The organism is Oryzihumus sp. JJN4-3R (genome assembly GCF_057747915.1).
The window spans coordinates 2735738-2759387 of record NZ_CM173229.1; the positions used below are offsets into that span (position 1 = coordinate 2735738).

A 23650-nucleotide genomic window follows, 5' to 3' on the forward strand; every position below is an offset into this window, starting at 1 on the left:
CGATGGGGGCCGTCCACAGGACGGCCCTCATCGCGGCCGTATGCCGTGTGGTCGCGTCCGCCGGCACGGGCCGCGGCCGTGGCGTCGAGGAGGCGTCAGCCGCGGCCGGGGAGCAGCCGCGAGTGGGCGTCAGCCGCGGCTGCGGCGCTGGTGGCGCAGGTGGCCGACGACCATCATCAGGCCGAGCACCGTGCCGAAGGCGAGCACGAGCAGGCCGAAGCCCTCGGCGACGCCGATGGCGTGGTGCGGTCCGGTGTCACCCAGGCCGGGCAGGGGCTGCTGGGGAAGGACGCGGTGCAGGATCGTGATGCTGTGAGGCATCGGGCCATGGTGCGCGCCCGACCTGTGAACGATGGCGCCCACCTCCGCGGACGTCCGCGTCACCGGGGCGCGGCCGGCGCGGATGGCGCCGCCGGCACGGATGGCGCGCTGCACGGCATACCGGCGCGGTCAGCCCTTCAGTCGAGGAAGGCCGCCAGGATCGGCAGCAGCAGGTCGGCCCGCCGGGTGACCGTCATGTGCGTCGTGGCCGGCAGCACGGCCAGGTGCGCGCCCGGGATCAGCTGCTGCATCAGGGCGGCGTGCTCGATCGTGACGAAGTCGTGGTCGCCCTGCACGATCAGGGTCGGGGCGGTGATCCCGGCGAGCTGCTCGTCCGACCAGCCGTGCAGGTCCGCCGCCGAGCGCGACAGCGACGCGAGGAAGTCCTCGAAGTGCTCCGGGTGCGGCGAGAGACGCAGGTAGGCGTCGCGGAAGTCGGCGAAGTCCTGCTGGGTCGGCATCCGGGTCGAGGTGGCAAACCGCGACGGGTCGCTGAGGTCCTCGTGCATCCCCTCCGGGCGGACGCTGGCCGAGACCGGCACGACCGAGCGCACCCGCGTCGGGTGGTTGACCGCGAGCTCCAGCGTCACGGCCCCGCCCAGGCTGTGCCCGAGGACGTGGGCGCGCTCGATGCCGAGGTGGTCCAGCAGCGCGACGACGTCGCCGGCGAGGGCGGCCGGGGTGATCTCGCGGTCGATGTCGGCGGTGCGGCCGTGCCCCTGCATCTCGACGCCGATGACCTCGTGCCGTTGCGCCAGCGTGGGGATCAGCCCGGCGAAGTTGAGGTCGATCGTCAGCATCCCGCCGTGCAACAGCACCAGCGGCGTGCCGGCTCCGTGCCGCTCGTAGTACAGGTGCAGGCCGTTGACGTCGGCGTACCCGCTGTCGGTGAGGGTCATGGTCAGGATCCTTCCCCAGCCTCGTCGGTATCGCGTGGCGCCGCCGCCTCCCGGCGCGCCTCACCTTCACGTCGTTCGAGCAGGCGAGATCTCGACAGGGGCGTGTCAACGGTTCGTCCGGTGTGTTACCCGGTGCCTGTCGATGGCCTCCCGGCGCCGCTGGCGCCAGCGCTCCCGCAGCGGGATGGTGAGGGCATGGCCGGGGCTGCCGGGGACTACGTCAGGCACGAGCGCGTCGACGCCTACCTCGCCGGGCTGCCGCCCTGGCAGCAGGCGGTGTGCGCGGAGCTGCGCGACATCGTCCATGCCGCCGACCCCGAGGTGGAGGAGACGATCAAGCGCACCGTGCAGCCGTACTTCGTCCTCCAGGGCAACGTCTGCGCACTGCTCGCCGCGAGGGACCACGTGAACCTGTTCCTCTACGACGGGGCGATCGTCCCCGACCCGGACGGCATCATCACCAGCGGCCACGACAACGCGACGGCGCGGTGCATCGCGTTCCGGGAGGGGGAGTGCGTGCCGCGCGGGCCGCTCACGACGATGCTGCGGCAGATCATCGCCAACAACCGCGCCGGCGGCTGGCGGGCGATCAAGAAGCGCAGCGGCGGGGTCTGACCCGTCTCACTTCGTTCGGCGATCTGACCGGCCCGCCCTCCCGCGGGACGCCGTCGCACCGCGAGAGGATGCCGGCACGACGCGCGCCTGGACCTGGGCCGGCTACCAGGTCGAGGTTGACCGGAGCTGGACCGGCACCGATGAGGGCCCCGACGAGAGGAAGCACCTGTGAAGAAGCGCTTGGTTGTCGAGCCGATCAAGATCTCCTCGTGGCCGCGTGACGACGTGCGCTACCCCAAGGACGTCGAGACCCACGGCGTGGCTCATGTCCGTGACGCGGGGGTCCCGCAGCCCCGGGACGTGCAGCTCGAGCTCGGCGACTACGACGTCTCGCTCCTGGACTTCCCCGTCGGCACGCCCTTCAGCGTCCACGTCACCGCCCGCTACGCCGGCACGGACTACGCGCAAACCTTCCGGTTCCGGACCACCGGCGATGACGACGACGTCGACCACTACACCGTGGGACCCGGCCTGGTGACCGAGCGCGGCCGCTGGGGTCGCACGAAGCACTCCGGCTTCGAGTTCGGCGTGCTCATCATGGGCGCGGTGCTCGACGGGGTCTGACCCGCCGGTCCGCCGCCGACCTCCGTGGACGTCAGCCTGTCCGCGGAGCGTGGGTCAGCCGCCGACGCCACCGCCGCCGGAGGTGCCGGTCCAGCTCGGCCCACCCGAGAGCTTGAAGTCCTCGGTCTGGTCGCCGTGCTCGTCGGCCCACCGCTCCAGCTTGGTGCGCGGGTGCCGGTGACGGTGGATCGCCCCCCTGATGGTGAGCGTCAGCACCAGAGCGACGGCGAGGACGAACACGCCGATGAAGAACGAAGCGATGATGACGTTGACCATGTGGCCACTTCTCCAGATCCCCCTGCCGGTGCGGTACCGACGTCAATGAATGTACGCCGGGGATCGCGTGCGCGCCTCGTCTTCCGTTCACTCCGGCAGGCGCAGCGCCCACCAGGTGTCCATGCGCGGCACGGGGGCGGCCTCCGGCCCGTCCTGGAGGGTGCGGCTGACGCGGAAGAGGAAGGCCGCGATACCGGCTGCTCCCTGCATCCACCCGACGGCCGGCGGCAGCAGCGGGTCCGGCTTGCGGTGCTCGATGAACCGCCAGTAGGCGTGCGGTCCCTCGCTGACCGCGCGCTCGACCAGGGTGTCGGCCAGGTGCAGGGCGAAGTCGAGGTCGTCGTCGTGGCCCGCCCGCTGCCAGGAGTCGAGGAAGGCCTCGCCGACCCCCGTCGTGCCGCAGCACCGGCCGTCGTTGTCCCAGAAGCCGGGGTGCAGGCGGGCGGGCAGGCCGGAGGTGCGGACCCCGTGCAGGAACCGACGGTGCCACGTCAGGGGCGCCTCGCCGGCGACACCCTCGACTCCGGCGTGGTCGAGGGCGAGGAAGAGCAGCGAGGTGCCGGTGCCGCCGTGACACCACGTGAACGTGAACTCGTCCTCGTCGTTGGTGTCGGTGGGGAGGTAGCGCGGGACGACGAAGCCCTCACCGCGCCGCTCGCCGAGCGTCACCAGGTGCTCGGCGCCACGGAGAGCCGCGGCGGTCAGGTCCGGGCGGTCGAGCTCGGCACCGGCGAGAGCCAGCGCGGACGCGATGCCCGCGACGCCATGGGAGAAGTTGGGCATCTGGGCGTAGTCGGGGCGGAAGCGCGGCGCCACGAACCGCCAGTTGCCGCCGGTCGGCAGGTGCTCCTCCTCGGCCAGGATCACCGCGGCGGCCCGCTCGGCGAGCGACGCGGCGTCGGGCGAGCCCAGCCGTCGGGCCCACAAGGAGCCGAGGAGGACTCCTGCGGTGCCCAGGGTGGCGTCGTGCAGGCGGGTGTCGGGCGCGAAGCGCGGCGGGCCGAGCATCGTCTGGGGCCAGCCGTCCGGCGTCAGGAGCTCGTCGAGCCGGGCCAGCGCGTCCTCGGTGCCGGGGACCCCGAGGGCGGTGAGCGCCCCGATGTCACTGACCAGCCCGTCGAAGAAGGTCGCGTCGGTCGAGGTGGGGATGCCGTCGCGGATGCGGGCGACGATGGCCCCGGCCAGGTGCTCCTCCTCGGCGGTCCACGGCCGCGAGAGGCGGATCTCGGCCAGCGCGTGAGCCAGTCCGCCGGTACCGCTGTGCATGCCGTCGCGGTGGTCGGGGATGTCACCGGTGTCCTCACCGGACACGGACTCGGGTATCCACGGGCCGTCCTCCCAGCGGACCTGGTCCAGCACCCAGCGCCAGGCGGCGTCGGCGGTGCTGCGGTAGGTCTCCGGGGAGCGCTCGGTCACGCGTCGATCATGGCACCGCGCGTCGTCGATGAGTGGCGCCCGGCGCTGCCCCCGCGCGGTGGGGTGGTCGGGCCGGCCGACCACCCCACGCACGCGGGCTGCTTCCGCGGCGCCTTACTTGGAGGGCTGCGGGACCACGCAGGTGACCTTGGGGTTGGTGCCCGTGTAGTTCAGGGGCCCGGCGACCACGGTGGCCGCGACCGTGCTGGCCTTGGCGCAGTTCTCGGGGCGGCTGTCGAAGTACCCGCGCTGGTAGGTGGCGGCGACTCCGATCAGGAGCCAGAGGACGACGAGGGCGGTTACGCCGCCGGAGATTGCCATACCGCGGATCATGGTGTGTGCCTTTCAGGGGGAGGCGGGTCGGTGAGGAGTCAACGTGTCCCCGGCCGGGAAGTCACGCCCGGGCCGGTCTCGTTTCGGACGACCCCTGCGGTGGCGTGTCCCCGGAGCGGAGGGCCCTGCGGTGCCGTGCAGTGTGCGCGATATGTCCGCATTTGGGCAAGGTTGCGCACAGTCACCGCGACCAGTTCCGTCGCGGGCTGTCGAAAACGCGCCGGCCGTCCGACGTGGTGGTGTAGGACTTCCTGACACTGGAACGGAGAGCATCGACATGGCTCAGTACGCAGTCCTGATCTACGCCTCGGACTCGGCCCACGGCGCGGACGCCACCCCGGACGACCTCGAGGTGCACGACCGTTACGCCCGGGAGCTCATCGAGGCGGGGCGCATGGTGGCGGCGTTCGCGCTGGAGCCGAGGGAGATGTCGACGTCGATCCGCGGGGACGTCGTCACCGACGGGCCCTTCGTGGAGGCCAAGGAGGTCGTGGCGGGCTTCTACGTGATCGAGGCGCCTGACCTCGACGCGGCGCTGGACATCGCTGCCCGCAACCCGGCCACGCAGCTGGGCGGCGGCGTCGAGGTGCGCCCCGTCGCGGGCGGGTTCGTCCGTCCGTCCGAGGGGTGATGGGCACCCCACCCCCCACCGACGTCGAGGCGGCCGTCGCCGACGCGCACCGTCACGGATGGGCCGTCGTGCTCTCCGCGACGGCGCGCGTCGCGCGCGACCTGGACCTGGCCGAGGACTGCGTCCAGGAGGCGTATGCCGCGGCACTGGTGGGCTGGGCCCGGGACGGGATCCCGGACAACCCGATCGCCTGGGTCACCACGACGGCCCGACGCCGGGCGATCGACGCCCTGCGGCGCGAGCACGTCTTCCGCTCCAGGCTCCCGCTGCTGGTGGAGCCCGAGGAGATGGTCGACGATGTGGCGCCGGCGGAGCCCGAGGCGCTGACGCCGGCGGACCCGGTTCCGGACGAACGGCTGCGCCTGGTCTTCCTGTGCTGCCACCCGGCGTTGGCGCAGGAGGCGCAGCTGGGTCTGACGCTCCGCCTCGTGTGCGGCCTGCCGACCCGGGACATCGCCCGGGCGCTGCTGGTGTCGGAGCCGACCATGGCGGCCCGCCTCACCCGGGCGAAGAAGAAGATCGTGACCGCGCGGATCCCCTTCCGTGTCCCGCGCCCCGAGGAGCTGCCCGACCGCCTGCGCGGGGTCCTCGGCGTGATCCACCTGCTCCTCACCGCGGGGCACACGGCTCCCGAGGGCGAGTCCCTCACCCGCGTCGACCTCGCGGACCAGGCCCTGCACCTGGCCCGGATGCTGCGCGAGCTGATGCCCGACGAGCGTGAGGTCTGGGGGCTGCTCGCCCTGCTGCTCGTCACGAACGCCCGGCGCAGCACCCGGGTCGATTCCCGCGGGAGGTTGCTGCGGCTCCAGGACCAGGACCGCACTCAGTGGGACCGGACCGCCATCGCCGAGGCCGACCGGCTCATCGTGGACGGCCTGCGCGGCGGGCGACCGGGCCGATACGTCCTCCAGGCCGCGATCGCGGCGCTGCACGCGCAGGCCCCGTCATACAGGGAGACGGACTGGGCACAGATCCTCACCCTGTATGACGCGTTGCTGGCTGTGTGGCCCTCACCGGTTGTCGCGCTGAACCGGGCCGTGGCCGTGGCGGAGGTGGCCGGTGCCGCCCGCGCGCTGGCCGAGGTCGACGAGCTGGAGCGCGACGGCCGGCTCGCCGGCTACCAGTACCTCCCCGCGGTCAAGGCGGAGCTGTTGCAGCGCCTCGGTCGGGCCGCCGAGGCCGGCGCCTCGTACGAGCAGGCGCTGGGGCTGACCGTGAACGAGGCCGAGCGCGAGTTCCTGACGCGGCGCCTGGCCGAGACCCGGAGCGCCTGAGTCCGCCTGGCCCGCGGCCCGCGACGATCGACCGGCTGCGTGACTGTGGACCCCGCGCTCGGGCTGCGCCTATGATCCGTCGGCAATCGGGGGAAGTGCATCAGGGGGGATGTCATGAGATCACGACGCGCTGTCGCTGCCGGGCTGCTGGCGTTGGCCGGTGCCGTTCCGCTGGGATCGCCGGCGCAGGCCGCTCCGATCCAGGAGGCCAACGTGACCAGGTGCGGCGCCTGGCGCGGGGCCTTCTACTCCGCGTACCAGTACCGGGAGTGCCTCAACGTCGCGACCTACAGCAACGGCCAGTCGAGGCTGACCGCACGCACCTACGGCCGTCGGGTCGGCGACGCTCACGGCGACTGGATCCGCGGCCAAGCGGTGGTCCGTCGCGGCAGTGGCACGCGGTACGCCTCGTCCTGGAAGTACCTGACCGGGTCCGCGAAGGTGAACCAGCAGGTGATGCTGGGCGCGGTGACCCACTGGTACTCCAGCGCCCACGGCACGGCTGTCGCCACCGCCAGGATCCACGGGAAGTTCCTGGCGTCGACGAGCGACCCGATCGTCTTCGACACCAGCCACTCCACGTCGAAGGCCTACTGAGCCGGTCGAGTCGGCGCTTCGGCGGCCCTTCAGCCGGAGGGGGTGAGGTCGGCTGTCCTGTGACATGGCGTGTCGAGCGCGTTGGGTCGTGGTGCCCGGGAACACTGACGTGCGGGCGGATGGCCCTTCCCGGTTCGCGGGGGGGGGTGGGGGGCAGTCTGCGTGAGCCACCGCGCCGACGGCGCAGTCAGGGGGATGAGCATGACGCGGAACTGGTGGATTGCCCTTGCTGGCGCAGTCCTCTTCGTCGGACTGGTCTTCGCAGGCCTGTGGTCGCTGGTGGACAGCCTGGGAGGTTGCTTCCCGGACTGCTGGTGACCGGTGACCGGTGACCGGTGACCGGTGACCGGTGACCGGTCACCTGTGACCCCGGGCCCGGCACAGGTGACGACGGGTGGGGCCGCCGCGGTGGTCGCCGACCTGTCGCGCGCGCCTGCAGGGTCGCGGATCAGCTGTCGGATCGCACCGGGACCGGCAGGTCCGGCACGACGTCCTGCTGGTGCCGAACGCGTTGGGACAGGCCGAGAGCGCTGACCGCAGCGGGCCGGAAGCCCCGCACGATCAGATAGACGCCGAGCGAGAACTCGAACACTGCGACCGGGAGCGCGGCGAGGGCTGACAGCGGGGACACCTGGGGGTAGAGGCCGAAGAAGACCGCGAGGTCGGAGGCGAGGAGCAGGGGAGCGCCCACGAAGGCGATGAGGGGCAGGATTCGGGGCACGAGGCCGGACCGGTAGAGCACGTAACCGAGGAACAGGTCGCAGGCGACGGGCATGAGGCTCTGCGAGAGCAGGAACGTCCAGTTGTAGACCGCGACCAGGCTGTGACCGACGGTGACCAGCGCGGCCGAGTCCGCGCCGGGGGTTCCGGCGTCGTTGCGCAACGTCATGATCGTCAGCAGGCTGACGACACTGACGATGATCAGGCTGGACTCCAGGATCCGGGCCGCAACGAAGCCCAGGGCGGCCGTCTGGCTCTGCCGCTTGGCCACCGCGTAGAGCACCACCGCAGTGCCGATGCCGGCCAGCGCGACGATGATCTCGGACAGGGCGCCCCACAGCACGCCGGTGGAGCTGCCGGCGCCGAGGACGAAGTCCGCGTGGTCCTTGACCGGCTTGTACAGCACGAGAGTCGGGATCGACACGAACGTCAGCAGATACAGCACGCCCGCGGCGCGTGCGGTCCTCCTCGTCGGGTCCGCGGTGCGTCGTGTCGTTGGGGAAGACTGCGTGGTGGCGGCGGCCATGTCGGGCTCTCCTTCGGTGCGACTGGCGGATGACGCGGGGGCGCGCCCCCTGCGGCCGCGTCGGGTCCCTCGTCCCCGGCGCGCGGGTTCCTAGCGGTCACCGCGTTCTCAGCCGAGGCTCATGTCGCCGAACTCAAGCCTGAAGTCCCAAGTTCCGGTATGCGTGAACATAGCCCTCATCGAGGTCAAACGTCAGGACGTACTACCCCCTGCATGCTCACTGAAGTCGCGCGGCGGGGTTCCGCTCGCGGAGGGGCGACCGACTCACCCGCGAAGCCGTCGCCACCAAGGTCGTGGGGGCGGTGACCCCAGCTCCGGGGTCGTCCTGGCTCACGCATCTCGAGTCGCGGGTCTGCGCATTGACCCAGACCTGGAGCGCTGGGTGTTGGCCCGCAGCGATGCGGGTACGGAGGGTGAGTCGGCGGGGTTGAGCAGCCAGCTCCGTCGGCTGGGTGCGGCTGGGGCCTCGGGTAGCCGGCCACGAGCGGCCCTCCCTCGTCGCCAGCGCGCCGAGGGCGAGTGGCCGCTTTGTGAGGTCCGGTTGCGGACTATCGCGGTGCCGAACCCGTTCTTCTCAGCTGCCGAGGGTGTGGTTGGGCTGTGCCACGAGCACCTTGGGGTCGACACCGTGGGCGGCCAGGAATGCCAGGGCCGTCCGCGCTTCATCCGATGTGAGCTGGAAGTGGGCGTCGGCTCCGGCGTCGTACGTGCTGAACGGAATGTTGGGCTCGTGGGCCATGCCGAGCATGAGTTCGGCGTATGGGGCCAAGGTGACGGCTGCCTCGAACTCGGTGTCGTCGCGCGGCCACAGGTCGGTGGACAGGTGTGCTGGGGCGTGTTTGCTCGGAAGGGGTCGTCGTCGCTGTGGCGGGACGAGGGCGGCGATGGTGCTGGATACCTGAGGTGGCAGGTCGGGGTGGTCGTCGATCTGGACGCTGATCATCTCCAGCCTGTCGCGCATGGCGATGAGGGCGGCACGGTGCGCGGCGTCGGTGGCAGCCCGCGAAGCTGCTGGGTCGACCGTGTAGGCCCTGACGCGGTCGGGGGTCGTCACGTGTTGATGATTCCGTAGCAGTCAGGCGTGGTGGTGACTTTCCGTCGGTGACGGCGGGAGGGCGGTCACGATGGAGATCTACGCCAAGGCCAGGTCGGAGGCGACGCGAGAGGCGCTGCGGCGGTTGGGTGAGCCTCAAATGAGCGTCACTGCTGCACTTCGCTGCTGTACGGGGCATGAAGAAAGCCCCCGCCTGAGCTGGCGAGGACCTCTGAACCGTGGACGTGTCGCGGGCATGGCATGCCCTCGGCGCGCGGAGTCAGTCCCCGCGGCGGTGTCGATTTGGCCAGTGGCTGTTCGTGTAGCAGGTGACAGTCCGCCTCGGGCGGTCCGCAGCACGGAAGGAACAGGTTCATGCGTTCTATCTCTGTCACGATGAGCGTCACTCTTGACGGCGTCATCCAAGGCCTCGGCCGGCCGGACGAAGATCCCCGCGGAGGCTTCCAGCACGGTGGCTGGGGCCCGCGCTACACCGACGAGGTCATGGGCCGCGAGATGGCCAAGGGCATGGCCAACCCGGGGGACATGCTGTTTGGCCGCCGTACCTGGCAGGACTTCATCGGGGCATGGAAAGGGTTGACCGACGGCAACCCGTTCACCGCGTACATGAACGCGGCCACCAAATACGTTGTCTCGAGAAGTCTGGACGACGCGGGCGCCTGGCAGAACTCGATCCTGCTGCGGGGCGACGCTGCCCAGACGGTGGCCGAGCTGAAGGCCCAGTCGGGCAGAGATCTCTCGATCATCGGAAGCGGGTCGCTGGTTCGGTGTCTGCACGCCGCTGGACTGATCGACCGCTACACGCTTCTGATCTATCCGCTGACGTTGGGAAACGGCACCCGGCTGTTCGAGGGCCCGGCGCCACTGACCGAGCTCGACCTCATCAGCAGCGTCACGACCACCATGGGCGTGATCATCGCGCACTACCTCCGCAGTGACCGTGCCGCAGCCGTGTATTCGTGACGACGCGGTCTGCGCATCGACCGAAACCTGCGCGACTGGTGGGTGACCCGCTGCGGTGCGGGTAGGGGAGGCAGGTCCACGGGGTTGAGCAGCCAGCCCGTCGTCTCGGTGCAGCAGGGGGTGCGAGAGGACGGCGCGACGCGCCGCCCGAAGTGCGGGGTCCCACCGGCGAAGCGCGGAGGGCGCGGCCGGGCCGGGTTCGCGCGGCGGAGCCGCGCGCTTGGGCGAGAGTGGAGTCGTAACCGATCGCCCGATTGCAGAATGTCGTCGTGCTCGCCGGTCCAAGAGGCTTGAGAATGCTCCCGTCGAGCGGAGGCCTGAGGACTGCGGCTCGGGCCCATGCGGCACGATCGTCCCACTCTGCACGTCACAACACGGGGTTGCGCCATGTCCATCAGCACCAGCGAGTGGTACGACGGCTTCGCGGTACGCGAAGCAGCCGGCAACTCACCCACCTACGAGCGGCTGGCCCGAGCCGTCGCCGCGAGCGACGACGTCATCGACCGCCTCGACATGTTGCCCGAAGACAAGCGCCAGCCGAACCTTCTGTTCGCCTCCACGCGAGCCATGGGCGGTCCCGTCGACGCCCCCGAGCCCTTTATCGAGTGGGTGCTGGGGAACTGGAGCGCACTCGCCGCCACGATGCGAACCAGGCTCACCCAGACCAACGAGCCGCGGCGCTCTGCCACCCTGCTGCCCTTCCTCTCCTCGATCGAGGGGCCGCTCGCGCTGCTTGAGGTCGGCGCCTCGGCGGGCCTCTGCCTCTACCCCGACCGCTGGCAGTACCGCTACGACGACTCCGTCGTCGGCGACCCGGACGCACCGCTGCTGACCTGTGAGCCGGTCGGCCCGTTCACGGCACCCGTTCGGCTTCCGGAGGTCACCTGGCGCGCGGGCATCGACCTGAACCCGCTCGACGTCACGGACGCCGATGACGTGGGCTGGCTCGAGGCGCTGATCTGGCCCGAGCAGACCGAGCGCCGTGACCGGCTCCGCGACGCCATCGCGATCGCCCAGGACGACCCCGCCCTCCTGGTGGCCGGCGATCTCAACGACGACCTGGCGACCCTCGCGGCCAAGGCACCCAGCGACGCCACCCTGGTGGTCTTCCACACCGCGGTCCTGACCTACGTCACCCCCGAGGAGCGACAGCGGTTCGTCGACCAGGTCTCGGCCCTGCCCGGCCACTGGATCTCCAACGAGGGGCCCGGCGTGCTGCCCGCATTGACCGCTCAGGTCCCGGCCGGGCGCGAGGACACCCAACATCGGTTCCTCACCGCCTTCGACGGCCGGCCGGTCGCGTGGTCCGGCGCCCACGGCCAGAGCGTCGAGCGGCTTTGACCACATGACGACCACTGCAGCGACGTGAAGAGTGCTCGGTGGGCACAATGAAGAGCAATTCGACCTGACCGCTGACCCGCAGTCAGACTCAGTACCGGCGGTCTACAAGTTCCGGAGCGTCGGGTGGGCATCTCCAAAGACGCCCAACGGCAAGGCGTGGCGGGCGTTCCGGAGTACCGGGGCCACCGCGCGACCCTGGCCAGCACTGTTGGCGGCGGCAGATCCCGACGTCCGGGATGTCAGCCGCTGGGGACCGAAGCCGTCTGCGGGATGACAAAGGTGTACACGTGCGAACCGGCGTCGAGGCGGCCGACGTCTTGAGCCGTGATGAGATCCACGATGCGGCAGCCAGAAGCCGCAGGTCCAGTCCCGCTCCCCGCCTCCGGCAACGGGCAGGCCGTCGGGTCCCAGGTCACGACGTACATGAGGGTGTGCTCGAGCATGTGATGGCCGCCGAAGGGAGCCGTCCCGGCATTGCCCGGGCCGGTGACGCTTGCCAGCGTCACACAGCGTCGCCGTTCGCCACGCACTGCACCGGACCAGCGAAGCACGAGCCCCGGTCGGAGGAACGTGGGGCACGGTTCGCTATGGGTGCCACGGTGTGGGGACACGGGCTCGTGCGCGTCCGGCCGAGGACGGCACGAAGCGCCGCCCAGAGGCCGCGGGCCTGCGAAGCCGGCCTCGTGGGAACGCGGCCAGAGCCGAGGCTAGCTCTCCGCGACGTGGACCAGGGCGTCGCCGTTATTGACCAAGGGGGCGGTCGTGTGGCCGATGACGATGCCAGCCCGATCCGCACGCGCGAGCGCGAGCCGCTTGCCGAACGAGTCGTGTAGGGCGCCCAGACGGTCGCCCACCTGTACGCGCTGACCCAGGGCGGTCTCGAGTTCGAGGATCCCGCTGCGCCGGGCGCGGACCCAGCCGCTCTGTCGGCAGACGAGCGCCGGCTCGGCGGGTCCGTCGTCGACCGGCTCGGTCATGCCCAGGGTGGCCAGCACCCGCCGCACGCCGATGACCCCTGCCCTGATTGCCCACTCGTCGAACCGCCAGGCCTCGCCCGCCTCGAACAGCAGCACGGTTGCGCGGTCCTGCGCGGCGGACCGCAGCGAACCGTCGCGGACCCTGGCGTGGAACAGGACCGGGGCGCCGAAGGCCTCCGCCAGAGCTCGGGTCTTCGGGTCGTCAAGGTCGGCGCGGATCTGCGGGAGGTTGGTGCGCCGGTCGGACCCGGTGTGCAGGTCGATGCCGACCTCGCACTTGGCCACCACCTCGGTCATCATCAGGTGCGCGATGCGGGCCGCGAGTGAGCCGCGCGGGCTGCCCGGGAACGACCGGTTGAGGTCCCGTCGGTCGGGCAGGTAGCGGTCGCCGGCCATGAATCCGTGGACGTTGACGATCGGCACGGCGATGAGCGTTCCCCGGAAAGTCTTCGGCCGCAGGCCTGCGAGCACGCGACGGATGACCTCGATACCCACCACTTCGTCGCCGTGGGTCGCGGCGTTAACCCACACAGTGGGGCCGTCCTCGCGGCCATGGACGACCCGCACCGGCAGGCTCACGTCGGCGCCGGTGACGAGTCGGGTGATCGGCAACCCCAGCTCCTGCATCGAGCCGGCGCGCACGCGGACGGGCCCGATGGCGAACGAAGCCCGTGGCATCAGCGTCCTCGGTTCCGGCGACGGACCGCCAGGGTGGGCCGCCCGCCAAGGTAGGAGCGGCCCGAGTCCACCACGAACCCCTGGCGCAACGCCTCACGGCCGACCAGCATCCGGAAGCCCATTTCGTCACGCCGGGACAGGGTCACCTCGGCAGAGACCTTGCGCCCGACCAGTTCGAGGTCCATGAGCACCACGATGCGCTCCTCGGCGTGCCCGGAGGAGCTGCGCACGGCGCGGCGGTCGTGCACAGGGCAATCCACGGTGACGGCGTCCTCGCCGGACCGCTGCCACGGGTGGATCGAGAACCGCACCCAGGCCTCGCCACCGCGGTCCAGCTCGTGCAGGTCGAACGCATGCAGGGTCGAGGTGCGGGCCCCGGTGTCGAGCTTGGCCTTGATCCATGGCACGTCGAGCCCGGGCAGGCTCACCCACTCCCGCCATCCTGTCGTGCTGCTTGAATGGTTCGGCTCGGACACACGACCATCTTGGCAGGCAACCCCATGAAGCTGGCGATTCTCTCGCGCGCGCCCAGGACGTACTCCACCCGACGGCTGCGCACCGCGGCACTCGACCGGGGCCACCAGGTCAAGGTGCTCAACACGCTGCGGTTCGCAATCGACCTCACCGGCCCCGAGCCGGACCTGCAGTTCCGCGGGCGCCGTCTGTCCGACTACGACGCGATCCTGCCGCGGATCGGCAACTCCATCACCTACTTCGGCACGGCAGTGGTGCGCCAGTTTGAGCAGATGGACGTCTACACGCCGAACACTGCCAACGGCATCAGCAACTCACGCGACAAGTTGCGCGCCACCCAGATCCTGTCCCGCCACAACATCGGTATGCCGGCGACCACGTTCGTGCGCAACCGCGCCGACGTGCGCCCGGCCATCGAGCGCGTCGGCGGCGCACCGGTGGTCATCAAGCTGCTCGAGGGCACCCAGGGCATCGGCGTGATCCTGGCTCCGGGCGCCAAGGTCGCCGAGGCGATCATCGAGACCCTGCACAGCACCAAGCAGAACGTTCTGATCCAGAGCTTCGTCACCGAGAGCAAGGGCCGCGACATCCGTGCCCTCGTCGTCGGTGACAGGGTGGTGGCGGCGATGCGCCGGACAGCCCAAGGCGATGAGTTCCGGTCCAACGTCCACCGCGGTGGCTCGGTCGAGGCGGTCACGCTCGACCCTGCCTACGAGCAGACGGCCGTGCGCGCCGCCCAGATCATGGGCCTGCGCGTCGCCGGCGTCGACATGCTTGAGGGCAACGACGGACCGCTCGTCCTGGAGGTCAACTCCTCCCCCGGTCTGCAGGGCATCGAGACCGCGACCAACCTCGACGTCGCGGGCGCGATCATCGATCACGTCGCGAACCAGGTCGCCTTCCCCGAGATCGACGTCCGCCAACGGCTCACGGTCTCGACCGGCTACGGGGTCGCCGAGCTCGTCGTCCACGCCGGATCCGACTTGGTCGGCAAGCCGCTGCGCGAGTCCGGGTTGGGCGACCGCGACATCACGGTGCTCACGCTTCACCGCGGCACCACAGTCCTCCCCAACCCGCGCCCCGGCCAGGTCCTCGAGGCCGAAGACCGGCTGCTGTGCTTCGGAAAACTCGACGAGATGCGCTCGATGGTGCCCGAGCGACGCCGCCGCGCGAAGGTGCGCAGGCTTCCCAAGGAGCCGATCCACCAGGCCTGACACTCGTATCCCGAGTGCCCCTACGACCCGGGCACCCCGTGCGGCTCGTGCGGTCGCTTGCCCAGGTGAGGACCTCGTCCGCATCGGCCTCGGTGATGAGGGGCTTAACCTCCCAGGCGTCCTCGGGGCCAGCCCAGGTCGGGCGCCAGAAGTCGACGCGGTAACCCGGCCAGGAATCCTCCCCCCGCGTCAGCTGCTCAAGCGTCGGCTCAATTCGCACGTCAGCGACTGTAGGTATGCCGGTCGCCGCGAGGAGGGTTCGCGGCGTCGACCTAATCGCCAACCCGACTCAGCCGGCAACGACGCGCCCACCGTGCTCGGTGGTGGGACGCGTCGTCGCCGTGCTGTGCTGCGAGGTCAGGGGGTGATGTTGGCCTGGTAGGTGAAGAGCTCGGTGCCGTTACCCTCGTCGCCGTTGTCGGGTGCGGCCCAGAGGGTGAGCTGGTTGCCGGTGGCGGACATCTTGACCGGGTTGCGAGTGACGACGTGGCCGGCGGTGGACCACTTCTGGAAGGGCACCTCACGCAGGATGTTGTGGCTGCGCAGGTCGATCATGGTCAGGCCGCCGAGCTCATAGGTGGCGTTGGACCCGCCGGCAGTGGGGGTCTGAGGCAGGTTGGTGATGCCGCCGCAGATCATCTTGGCCGAGGGGACGTACTGGCAGTCCTGGTAGTCGGTGAAGAAGCTGGGGTTGTCCCAGGTGCGGACTTGCTTGCCTTGCAGCGTCCAGTCGTAGAAGCGCCGCGAGCCCCAGGTGTTGCCGACGAGGTGCCCGGTGGTCTGGTCGAGGACGATGCCGCCGATGTGGTCCTTGACCTCGAACTGCTTCGCGACCGCGAGGGTCTTGGCGTTGACGCGGTAGATGATGGCGCTGGAGTTCGGGCGGTACTGGGCGACGGGGACCCAGACGTTGGTGCCGTCGTAGGAGATGCCGCCGGGGTGGTACATGTCGCCCTCGCCGAGGGTGATGTCCTTTTGCAGGTGGCCCTGACGGTCCATGACGAACAGGTGGCCGATGCCCTTGCCGGGGGTGCGGTCGTAGCCACCGACCGGGCTGGGGTACTTCTGGGTGGGCTCGATGATCTGGACCGCGGACAGGAACAGGTGATCGGGAGTGATCGCCAGGCCCTCGGTGTGGTAGGTCGGGAAGTTGAGTTTGAGCTGGTCGACCTGGCTCCACGCGGTGTTGCGGTCTACCGCGTTGAAGTCGTGTGCGAGGGCGCCGTCGGTGCCCGCGCTCGTGACGGCGTGGGTGGCGGCGTTGGCGCTGGCCGCTCCTCCGATCAGCAGGGCCAGTGCGGCGGTTCCGGCGATTGTGCGCAGGGTGGGGCGCTTCATGAGTTCGTCTCTTTCGTCGGGGTTCCCGGCTGGCTGCCGACCCTAGGGAGGGCAGGTGAACGTTCGACGGCTCTGAATGAACGGGGAGCAACGACGGGAAGGTCCGACCAGGGGCGCGGCGGGTTACGAAGGCACGTGGGTTACTGCGGCTGCCTGCCGCCATCGGGCTGCCACGCGGGTCTGCGCATTGACCGCGGCCTTCGTGGCTGGGTGTTGGCCCGCTGCGATTCGTTCAGCACGCCAAAGGCCCCCGCCGTGTGGCGAGGGCCTTCGTGAGCCGTGGTCGGGGTGACAGGATTTGAACCTGCGGCCTCTTCGTCCCGAACGCGCCCCGGCGTTTCGGTGATTTTCGATTCCGTTGCAGCACAGTGCATTTCGAGTAGGGCACTACGAGCCCTGACCTGGGTTCTGCGGGTCTGCGGGCTCGCGGAGGGCTCGCGAATCCTGGGCCGTCCAGCTGTCGGTCCGGGCCTGTTGAATGGCACGTCGACGCGACCCATCGGGCTCAGCGCGTATCGCCTCAAGAAGCTCTTCGTGACGATCCGATTCAAGCTGCTCCCGCTGTTTGTCCATCCGCCCCTGCACGAACCAAGCGGCCAGGGCGAAGGGGACCAGGAGGAGGAGGATCTGCATTTGCATGCTCGGGTCGGAGCCGTACACACCGGCGAGCAAGCCGATCAAGGCAATGACTGCGCCAACAAGGCGGCGAATGGCCGTCAGGTGTCGACGTCCCGCGCGGTGCGAGATCACCGCCATCACCGCGAAGAAGATGGCGATCGAAGCGGACTGGCAGCCCATTGCCGCCGCACGATCATGGAACGCAAGTGCCGTCTTAACCGTGAAGCCCAGTGTCATAGTCGACCAGAACGTCAGCGGAACCCACGCAGGCTCGCGGAACTCGTCCCACTCACGCCGGACCCGCGTCCATGCTCTGTGCATCTCAGTCCCCCTTCTGTCCTCGCCGCGTCGGACGGGGGCAATGTGGCACAAGTTCCGTGCTGCGTCGTGAAACCTGCCCTTCGACCTCACCAAGCGGGTCTGCGCATTGACCGCGACTTCGCTGGCTGGGTGTCGGCCCGCTGCGATGCGGGTACGGAGGCCGGGTCGACGGGGTTGAGCAGCCAGCCCCGTCGACTGGCCGCAGCTGGGGCTACGGGTAGCCGGCCACGTGCGGGCCTCCCTCGTCGCCAGCGTCTGAAGAGGGTGGCGACGCCGGGTGCCACATGTCGGTTTCCCAAGGTTTCGCAAAGTCTTCGTATAGGTCCGGCCAACCCCCGAACCGGGCGCTTCACTTGCCTCGTTGGTCAGTGCGGTTGCGTACCGACATCCATCGCCAGGGAGATATAGCTATGCGCAGGATGATCCGAGTCAGGCTGAACCTGAAGACGGTCGGCGGCGCCGCTGTTGCCGCAGTGCTGGTGGCCGGCGGGACGGGGGCGGCCATGGCTGCATCCGGGCCGGTGTCGTCGAGCACCACTGCCCCGACGGCGGTCACCAACGATGTGACGGCAAGCGCCACTGAGACCGCCGAGCCGAGTGAAACCGCGGAATCGAGTGAGACTCACACCGCAGAGCCGAGTGAGTCCGAGACGGCCGAGCCGAGCGAGACCGCGGAAGCGAGCGAGACTCACACTGCTGAGCCGAGCGAGACTGCGGAGCCCAGCGAGTCCGAGTCTCCGGAGCCGAGCCACACCGAGAAGGCGGAACACAGCGAGACCGCAGAGCCGCAGGACTCGGAGACCGCAGAGCCGAGCGAGAACGAGGACGGCGATCACCAGGGTTCGTCCGAGCAGCAGACCCAGGACCAGGAGCATCACTCGGGCGACGGTCAGCAGTCGGGTGATGGCCAGCAGTCGGGCGGCGACGACGGTGGCGATGGCGGCCACGGGGACTGACGTGCTGGACAGCCAGAGCTAAGCCAAAGGCGCGGGCCCGCCTCGAATCTGTTCGGGGCGGGCTTTGTCATGCCTTGGCCCGGCTCAGCCCGTGAGCGCGTAGCGGTGGGGTGCGCGAGGACGGCGCGAAGCGCCGCCCGCAGTGCGGGGCCCCACCGCCGAAGCGCGGAGGGCGTGGCCGGGCCAGGGTGCGCGGCGGAGCCGCGCCTTGAGCCAGTACGGAAAGTCGTAACCGGCTGAGAGCGACAGCGCTGCTTCGCATGTCAGGTGGGAACTGCAACCATCAAAGTTGGCAATCTCGGCTTTTCCTACTTGCCGCGATGCTCGTTGTACAGCTGGTCCATGTGATCGTCATGGTCGATATGCGCCTTGATGAAGAACTCTCTTAGGAGTTCGACGCCAGGGCTCAGTGCGGTGTCCACCGTTGACACGAATTGCTCAGCAAGTCGGAGGAATCGCGCCACCTGGTCCTTGCGCTTATCGATTTCCCGGTCGAGTTTGATGAGCAGGGCCAACGTGTTGAGGGTCCGCCAAGATTCTTGGATTGTCGCCTCATCCACCCCACCGAGGCGCGCAAGCTCGGCGACGGCGTCTTCAGTAGTGGAAGCCGAACCTCCGAAGAGTTCGGACATGGAGAGCAGCCACTTCTGGATGTCCGTCAATGCAGAAGTTGCGCCCACTTTGGGTTGATCGGGATCCCAATACCAAGCCAACCGTGGTGGCGACGTATCCGGGAACTGGGAGGTTTCGCGGGCCAGGGCCTCTCCTCGCTTCTTGAGCGGGGCTAGCATGACCGGATGTCGCCAACGCATTCGAGCGCTCTGGTAGCGGCCCAGAACCTCCGGCGTCCATCGGCCGGGTTCGGCCCCATTGGTTTCGGATGTCTCGCTGATTGGGGCTGAGCCCGAAGGCGCCCCTTCGATCCCTTCCCGCGTCACGACATCTAGTTCGGATTGCATCTTGTCCGCGGCGCGATCAAAGACGGCTTCCTTGTCGCCCCACTTGGCGGACTTGAGACGCCCGATCAGGGCCGTCACAGGATGCTTGAAGATCACCAGAATCACGACAACGGTGACCGGCCAAACAAGAGAGCCAGTCATCTTGGTGATGAAATCCAGCACGCCCAACGTTCTTCCCCGTTCTTGGGTTGCTCCGGCGCGATAGCCGACGCCCAAGCGGGTCAACTTACCCGATCCAGCGCTTGCGCAGGGTTGTTACCCCTTAGGGGCCCCAGCCCTCCCGGGCGTAGGGTGCGCATCGGCGCTGAAGAGTGCGCAGGTGTCGATCACGCTGAGCCAGGTACAGGTCGGTGGATGGCATGTGCTTCTGCAACCGCGGGGCGCGTGGGATTGAGGAGCGGCGGGACGAGAGTAGCCACGACCCCAGGGGCTGAAGGCAGCGCCTTGCTTGGCGGTCTCCGAGATGAGGGAGCCAACATCTGTCCTGGGCGCGTCGGGCTCCGTGCCCCAGAGTTGCACTGGGGCGCGTCGTGCTGGCTGAGCCCGTCCCGCCCACTAAAGTTCCCTCGGCAAGAGGGCTCGACGTTGAACGAGGAGTTGGCAATGACGGCCGGAGTGGTTCACGACGAGGTGTCCTGGCTCGAGGACGGGGAGGTGGCCGAGGAGCGTGAAGGTCAGATCGATGAGTACGACCTGACGTCGTCACCTAACGACTTCAACATCTTGACGATTCACAACTTCATCGAATCGGGGGCCGTCAAGATCCCGGGCTTCCAGAGGAACTACGTCTGGGACATCCGCCGAGCAAGCAAACTCATCGAAAGCCTGATCATGGGCCTTCCTGTGCCGCAGGTGTTCCTCTACGAGGAGGGGCGCAACAGCTTTCTCGTCATCGATGGACAGCAGCGCCTCATGACGATCTACTACTTCATCAAGCAGCGATTTCCTCGTAAGGATCGGCGCGCTGAAATTCGGCGGATATTCAATGAGCAGGGGTCAATCCCTGAATCTGTCCTCTTTGACGACGAGTACTTTGAGCACTTCAGCCTCAGGCTTCCGAATGTCGCGGACGGCAAGGCGAACAAGTTCAATCGCCTTAACTACGCCACTCTGGGCGACTACCGCACCCAGTTTGACCTGCGGACCATTAGAAACATTATCGTGAAGCAAATCAAGCCGAGTGGGGACGACTCGAGCATCTATGAGATGTTCAATCGGCTAAACACCGGCGGAATCCTCTTGACGCCTCAGGAAATTCGGTCAAGTCTTTATCACTCGCGATTCTATGACACTCTATTCAAGCTCAACATGGATCCGCGCTGGCGTGAACTGATTGGGCAACCGCAACCGGACATGCATATGCGCGATATCGAAGTACTGCTGCGTGGGTTGGCCATGGCTATCATGGGAGACTCCTACGCCCCATCGATGGTCAACTTCTTGAACCGCTTTTCAAAGGCGGCGCAGAAATATGGCGAACTGCAAGTCCAGGAGTTGGAGGACTTGGTCGAGTGGTTCTTGGACGCAGTTCGCGACGTTCCTCGGAAGGACTTTCTCACCAGGCAAGGCAAATTCAGCCTTCCTCTGTTTGAGTCGGTCATCGCCGCCGCGGCAAGGCATCGACAGGTCGACGCCGACTGGCAGATTCCCGCAGACGCGGTAGGGGTCTTGGCAAGTCATCCTGAGTTTCTGGAGCACTCTCAAGAACAGACAACGAATACGACGAACGTGAAGGGCCGTTTGAACGCGGCAGCGTCAGTTCTCCTTAGCCAATGATTGAGGTCGATGACAGTGGCCTGATCGCCGGGATAAAGGAGGATCACAGCCAGTTGATGGCACTACTGCTCCAGTCCGAGCCGTCTCTGGCGATCTCGATGGAATCCACGCTTTCGAAGACGCTTCTCGTCTCGGGTGCCAGCCATATCGAAATGGTCTTCCAAGAGTTGATAGCCGAGTACATCAAAACTGCGACGCGTGGCAATGAAACGGCTGTTGAGTTCGTGCGGAACAAGGCAATCTCGCGACAATATCACACTTATTTCCAATGGGATCGACGCAACGCAAATTCCTTTTTTGGCCTTTTTGGTCAGTCATTCAAGGCAAAGGCGGAAGCCGCGGTGCGTGGCGATTCTGAGTTTGCCGACGCCGTGTCCGCCTTCCTGGAGTTAGGATCCCTGCGGAATCAGTTGGTCCATGGAAATTTCGCGACGTTTGCGCTAACGAAGACTGCGGACGAAATAGCGGATCTCTACGAGGGTGCGATCAAATTCCTGAAGGCAGTGGCTCCGCTATTGGATGCAGCCGCGCAAGCTGAGGTTTAGGCGCAGGGCGGGCTCACTAGCGGCTTGGCTCCCGCTCTCGTCAAGGTGATCGCTGTGATGTCGTCGTGGGGCTTGCTGCGTGGCCACCGCTGGCCCAGCGCGTCGGACTGCTCAGCCCCTCGGATGAGGTCCACGAATGCCGAGGGACCGCATTCAATCGCCTCCGCAAAGCCACGCCAGTGAGGCAGTACGCGGTACTTCGCGACCGCGGCGGCTGCTCCGTCGCTGGCCAGGATCACCGTTTCGGGCAGGGAAGAGACCCGACTCGAGAGGGCTTGTCCAGCCGCGGCCGGGAGATCAGCCGCGATCCAGTAGCCCTCATCATGGTTGCGGGCAGCGAGTTCGGCCGCTCGAAGATCGCTCAAGAACGCCTCGTGGGGCGGGCCGTAGCCGTGGCCGGCACGAAGAGCCTCCTTATATTGCTGCCTCAGTTCGCTCCTAACACCGCCTATCCGGTCGTCGCGCAGCACGGTTTCGGATCCTTCGCTGAATACGACCACGGTGACGTCACCGAGTACGCATGCCTCGATGTTGCCGGTGTCTATCCGGACAAGCCCGACCGCAGCCGACGGCTGGCTCGGCTTGGGCAGGTCGAGACGCTGGATGGTGCGGGCTATGGCAGGGCCCAGGACTTCTTGCGGAGAGGCGTTCGGCGCTGAATCCACTGCGGCAAGGAGGGCCGAACGAAGGGCCTCGGCGTAGTCACCTCCGGTCGGAGGCTCGGCTGTGGTTGACGACGCACCGTCGATGACGGCCGCCCAGGTGCTCCCGTCAAGTGCCTCGTGGAACAGCCATCGGTCCTCGCCCTGGGCCTCGCCGGCCGGCTGTTCCGCGACCGAGAGTTGCCACCTACTGGACATGCGCCCGCGGGGGAAGGACTGCCTCGGTATCGGTGATGGTCAGTCCTTCGTGCCGGCCGGAGATGACGGTGGTGAAGTCGCGGTCGCGCATGCTGTGCCAGAGGTCGGCCGCGTTCTGGTCGAGCCACTCGACGGCGGCCAGAGAGCCGATGGCGTGGATGCCGGCAATGTGGATCCGGACGCGGCCCTGGTCGTCTGTGACCTTGGAGAGGTAGGCGAGGTCCCGATCCTGTCCATCGGCCATCGGCGAGGGCAGATCGCGCTCCTCGGATCGGATCTTGATGCGCCACAAATCATCCCGCTCGACGAATGTCGCGATCGGGTCAGCGTCCAACCACTGCTTCACGGTGGGCGAGGTCTTGGGTCCGCAAATGACGACCGCGTCGGCTTGGGGTGCCCAGTTCGGGGCGCCGGCGGGGACGTGGCGCAGTGTGGCGGTGAACTGCAGTCGGTCCAGAATCTGGCGGACCCGTTCCCCAGCGTCCTGGTCTTCGGTGGCAACGACCGGGAGGTGGCGGCTCTCGAGCTTTCGCTCCGGGATCCAGATCTCGACCGGCCCGACACCGAAGAGTGCGCGCTCTGCGGTCGGGGCGGACTTGCGGATCTGCGCGATGCGGCCCTTGGACAGCCCCAGCTCCTCAGCGAGGACTGAATAGCTGACCGCCCCATCCTTGACGGCCTCGTCGATGGCTTCGCGTCGCAACCGTGCGAGCTCGACGCTCCGCTGCTGGTACACGCCAATGAGTCGCCCAGCCATGCGAGCACGCTCCGCGGGGTCACTCTCCCGGCGGATGGCTTCGAACTGAGCATCGGACACGCCCGGAAGTTTAGGGGGCCTTGACGACATCAACCAAGGTGCTATTGTCTGTTTAGACCCCATAAACGCCGAATGTCTGGGTGTTCACTCAGCCGTTTAGGGGGTATATACGCGGAGGTGTTGTGGCATGGCGATTCAGCAGCGGATCCCGGTGGCGTTCGAGGGTGTGTTCCCGGCCGGGGCGTACATGGTCGGCGAGGTCGAGGCCCTCGAAGACTTCGATGCGTTGATGGCGGCGAAGAACGCGGGCAAGGAGCCCGGGGACGTGCAGCTGCGGGACAAGGTGACCGGGATGCGGGTCTGGCAGGTCCGGGTGGTCGACGCGGACCCGGATGCGCGCAAGGGTGAGACCGAGCTGGTGGTGAAGATCGCCGCCGATGTCCAGCCGGTGCCGCCGCCGGTGATGGAGGGGTTGCCGTTCCGGCCGATCACCTTCGAGGGGCTGACGCTGACGGCGTGGATCGATGACTCCCGGAGCCGGTCCAAGGTGGCGTGGTCGATCCGGGCCACGGGCCTCGCGGCGCCCAAGGGCAAGGGCCAGACCCAGCCCAACACCGCCAACAGTGGTGCGAAGGCTGCGGCCTGAT

Annotated in this window: 27 protein-coding genes; 12 read left to right on the top strand and 15 right to left on the bottom strand. The window is 68.2% G+C overall.

The window, feature by feature from the left end; genetic code table 11:
• Nucleotides 1–129 precede the first annotated feature (129 nt).
• Both AC3ANM_RS13045 and AC3ANM_RS13050 read right to left on the bottom strand, forming a co-directional pair.
• On the bottom strand, nucleotides 130–321 hold the full coding sequence (locus tag AC3ANM_RS13045) for a hypothetical protein (protein WP_488284846.1): 192 nt from the start codon (nucleotides 319–321) through the stop codon (nucleotides 130–132).
• Between the two features lie 137 nt (nucleotides 322–458).
• Nucleotides 459–1220 carry an alpha/beta fold hydrolase gene (locus tag AC3ANM_RS13050; RefSeq protein WP_488284847.1) on the bottom strand — a complete coding sequence of 254 codons (762 nt, stop codon included), beginning with the start codon at nucleotides 1218–1220 and terminating at the stop codon, nucleotides 459–461.
• A 195-nt stretch (nucleotides 1221–1415) separates the two neighbouring features.
• On the opposite strand from AC3ANM_RS13050, the gene AC3ANM_RS13055 reads away from it, so the two are divergent.
• Nucleotides 1416–1835, top strand: a complete 420-nt coding sequence (locus AC3ANM_RS13055; protein WP_488284848.1) for a DUF1801 domain-containing protein — start codon at nucleotides 1416–1418, stop codon at nucleotides 1833–1835.
• Between the two features lie 168 nt (nucleotides 1836–2003).
• Nucleotides 2004–2399 carry a hypothetical protein gene (locus AC3ANM_RS13060; protein WP_488284849.1) on the top strand — a complete coding sequence of 132 codons (396 nt, stop codon included), beginning with the start codon at nucleotides 2004–2006 and terminating at the stop codon, nucleotides 2397–2399.
• Between the two features lie 54 nt (nucleotides 2400–2453).
• On the opposite strand, the gene AC3ANM_RS13065 is transcribed toward AC3ANM_RS13060, so the two are convergent.
• The 3 genes from AC3ANM_RS13065 to AC3ANM_RS13075 all read right to left on the bottom strand — a co-directional run bounded on the left by AC3ANM_RS13065 (nucleotide 2454) and on the right by AC3ANM_RS13075 (nucleotide 4412).
• Complete coding sequence (locus AC3ANM_RS13065) at nucleotides 2454–2675, bottom strand: hypothetical protein (protein ID WP_488284850.1); 222 nt, start codon at nucleotides 2673–2675, stop codon at nucleotides 2454–2456.
• Nucleotides 2676–2762: 87 nt separating this feature from the next.
• Nucleotides 2763–4091 (bottom strand): lanthionine synthetase LanC family protein, encoded by a 1329-nt coding sequence (locus AC3ANM_RS13070; protein ID WP_488284851.1) that lies wholly within the window; start codon nucleotides 4089–4091, stop codon nucleotides 2763–2765.
• A gap of 114 nt (nucleotides 4092–4205) precedes the next feature.
• Nucleotides 4206–4412, bottom strand: a complete 207-nt coding sequence (locus AC3ANM_RS13075) for a hypothetical protein (protein ID WP_488284852.1) — start codon at nucleotides 4410–4412, stop codon at nucleotides 4206–4208.
• Between the two features lie 289 nt (nucleotides 4413–4701).
• Between AC3ANM_RS13075 and AC3ANM_RS13080 the strand changes: the two genes are divergently transcribed.
• The 3 genes from AC3ANM_RS13080 to AC3ANM_RS13090 all read left to right on the top strand — a co-directional run bounded on the left by AC3ANM_RS13080 (nucleotide 4702) and on the right by AC3ANM_RS13090 (nucleotide 6926).
• Nucleotides 4702–5055 carry a YciI family protein gene (locus AC3ANM_RS13080; protein WP_488284853.1) on the top strand — a complete coding sequence of 118 codons (354 nt, stop codon included), beginning with the start codon at nucleotides 4702–4704 and terminating at the stop codon, nucleotides 5053–5055.
• Entirely contained in the window at nucleotides 5055–6329 is a 1275-nt protein-coding gene (locus AC3ANM_RS13085; protein ID WP_488284854.1) for an RNA polymerase sigma factor, read from the top strand. The genes AC3ANM_RS13080 and AC3ANM_RS13085 overlap by 1 nt, the downstream gene beginning before the upstream one ends.
• A gap of 114 nt (nucleotides 6330–6443) precedes the next feature.
• Nucleotides 6444–6926: a hypothetical protein gene (locus AC3ANM_RS13090; RefSeq protein ID WP_488284855.1), complete on the top strand. Its 483-nt coding sequence runs from the start codon at nucleotides 6444–6446 to the stop codon at nucleotides 6924–6926.
• A gap of 448 nt (nucleotides 6927–7374) precedes the next feature.
• Here the strand turns inward: AC3ANM_RS13090 and AC3ANM_RS13095 are convergent, their stop codons facing one another.
• Both AC3ANM_RS13095 and AC3ANM_RS13100 read right to left on the bottom strand, forming a co-directional pair.
• Nucleotides 7375–8172, bottom strand: a complete 798-nt coding sequence (locus AC3ANM_RS13095) for a DUF4386 domain-containing protein (protein ID WP_488284856.1) — start codon at nucleotides 8170–8172, stop codon at nucleotides 7375–7377.
• Nucleotides 8173–8746: 574 nt separating this feature from the next.
• A complete protein-coding gene (locus AC3ANM_RS13100) occupies nucleotides 8747–9226 on the bottom strand; it encodes a hypothetical protein (protein WP_488284857.1) in 480 nt (159 codons plus the stop codon).
• Between the two features lie 354 nt (nucleotides 9227–9580).
• On the opposite strand from AC3ANM_RS13100, the gene AC3ANM_RS13105 reads away from it, so the two are divergent.
• Nucleotides 9581–10189 carry a dihydrofolate reductase family protein gene (locus tag AC3ANM_RS13105; protein WP_488284858.1) on the top strand — a complete coding sequence of 203 codons (609 nt, stop codon included), beginning with the start codon at nucleotides 9581–9583 and terminating at the stop codon, nucleotides 10187–10189.
• A gap of 387 nt (nucleotides 10190–10576) precedes the next feature.
• Nucleotides 10577–11530 (top strand): DUF2332 domain-containing protein, encoded by a 954-nt coding sequence (locus AC3ANM_RS13110; protein WP_488284859.1) that lies wholly within the window; start codon nucleotides 10577–10579, stop codon nucleotides 11528–11530.
• Between the two features lie 239 nt (nucleotides 11531–11769).
• Here the strand turns inward: AC3ANM_RS13110 and AC3ANM_RS13115 are convergent, their stop codons facing one another.
• The 3 genes from AC3ANM_RS13115 to AC3ANM_RS13125 form a co-directional block, all read right to left on the bottom strand.
• A complete protein-coding gene (locus AC3ANM_RS13115) occupies nucleotides 11770–12036 on the bottom strand; it encodes a hypothetical protein (protein ID WP_488284860.1) in 267 nt (88 codons plus the stop codon).
• A 201-nt stretch (nucleotides 12037–12237) separates the two neighbouring features.
• A complete protein-coding gene (locus tag AC3ANM_RS13120; RefSeq protein WP_488284861.1) occupies nucleotides 12238–13185 on the bottom strand; it encodes a succinylglutamate desuccinylase/aspartoacylase family protein in 948 nt (315 codons plus the stop codon).
• Nucleotides 13185–13661 carry an ATP-dependent zinc protease family protein gene (locus AC3ANM_RS13125; protein ID WP_488284862.1) on the bottom strand — a complete coding sequence of 159 codons (477 nt, stop codon included), beginning with the start codon at nucleotides 13659–13661 and terminating at the stop codon, nucleotides 13185–13187. The genes AC3ANM_RS13120 and AC3ANM_RS13125 overlap by 1 nt, the downstream gene beginning before the upstream one ends.
• Before the next feature lie 24 nt (nucleotides 13662–13685).
• Between AC3ANM_RS13125 and AC3ANM_RS13130 the strand changes: the two genes are divergently transcribed.
• Nucleotides 13686–14873, top strand: coding sequence for a RimK family alpha-L-glutamate ligase (locus AC3ANM_RS13130; RefSeq protein WP_488284863.1), 1188 nt, complete (start codon nucleotides 13686–13688; stop codon nucleotides 14871–14873).
• A gap of 357 nt (nucleotides 14874–15230) precedes the next feature.
• On the opposite strand, the gene AC3ANM_RS13135 is transcribed toward AC3ANM_RS13130, so the two are convergent.
• Both AC3ANM_RS13135 and AC3ANM_RS13140 read right to left on the bottom strand, forming a co-directional pair.
• Nucleotides 15231–16211, bottom strand: a complete 981-nt coding sequence (locus tag AC3ANM_RS13135; RefSeq protein ID WP_488284864.1) for a DUF6454 family protein — start codon at nucleotides 16209–16211, stop codon at nucleotides 15231–15233.
• Nucleotides 16212–16598: 387 nt separating this feature from the next.
• Entirely contained in the window at nucleotides 16599–17066 is a 468-nt protein-coding gene (locus AC3ANM_RS13140) for a hypothetical protein (protein ID WP_488284865.1), read from the bottom strand.
• A 494-nt stretch (nucleotides 17067–17560) separates the two neighbouring features.
• Between AC3ANM_RS13140 and AC3ANM_RS13145 the strand changes: the two genes are divergently transcribed.
• On the top strand, nucleotides 17561–18106 hold the full coding sequence (locus AC3ANM_RS13145; protein WP_488284866.1) for a hypothetical protein: 546 nt from the start codon (nucleotides 17561–17563) through the stop codon (nucleotides 18104–18106).
• Between the two features lie 308 nt (nucleotides 18107–18414).
• On the opposite strand, the gene AC3ANM_RS13150 is transcribed toward AC3ANM_RS13145, so the two are convergent.
• Complete coding sequence (locus AC3ANM_RS13150) at nucleotides 18415–19281, bottom strand: hypothetical protein (protein WP_488284867.1); 867 nt, start codon at nucleotides 19279–19281, stop codon at nucleotides 18415–18417.
• A 387-nt stretch (nucleotides 19282–19668) separates the two neighbouring features.
• On the opposite strand from AC3ANM_RS13150, the gene AC3ANM_RS13155 reads away from it, so the two are divergent.
• A complete protein-coding gene (locus AC3ANM_RS13155) occupies nucleotides 19669–20841 on the top strand; it encodes a GmrSD restriction endonuclease domain-containing protein (RefSeq protein WP_488284868.1) in 1173 nt (390 codons plus the stop codon).
• Nucleotides 20838–21386 carry a HEPN domain-containing protein gene (locus tag AC3ANM_RS13160; RefSeq protein ID WP_488284869.1) on the top strand — a complete coding sequence of 183 codons (549 nt, stop codon included), beginning with the start codon at nucleotides 20838–20840 and terminating at the stop codon, nucleotides 21384–21386. The genes AC3ANM_RS13155 and AC3ANM_RS13160 overlap by 4 nt, the downstream gene beginning before the upstream one ends.
• Here AC3ANM_RS13160 and AC3ANM_RS13165 read toward each other — a convergent pair.
• Nucleotides 21383–22246, bottom strand: a complete 864-nt coding sequence (locus AC3ANM_RS13165; RefSeq protein WP_488284870.1) for a hypothetical protein — start codon at nucleotides 22244–22246, stop codon at nucleotides 21383–21385. The genes AC3ANM_RS13160 and AC3ANM_RS13165 overlap by 4 nt on opposite strands.
• Complete coding sequence (locus AC3ANM_RS13170) at nucleotides 22236–23063, bottom strand: hypothetical protein (protein WP_488284871.1); 828 nt, start codon at nucleotides 23061–23063, stop codon at nucleotides 22236–22238. The genes AC3ANM_RS13165 and AC3ANM_RS13170 overlap by 11 nt, the downstream gene beginning before the upstream one ends.
• A gap of 127 nt (nucleotides 23064–23190) precedes the next feature.
• Here AC3ANM_RS13170 and AC3ANM_RS13175 point away from each other — a divergent pair, with 127 nt between their 5' ends.
• Nucleotides 23191–23649 carry a plasmid replication, integration and excision activator gene (locus AC3ANM_RS13175; protein WP_488284872.1) on the top strand — a complete coding sequence of 153 codons (459 nt, stop codon included), beginning with the start codon at nucleotides 23191–23193 and terminating at the stop codon, nucleotides 23647–23649.
• Nucleotide 23650 lies beyond the last annotated feature (1 nt).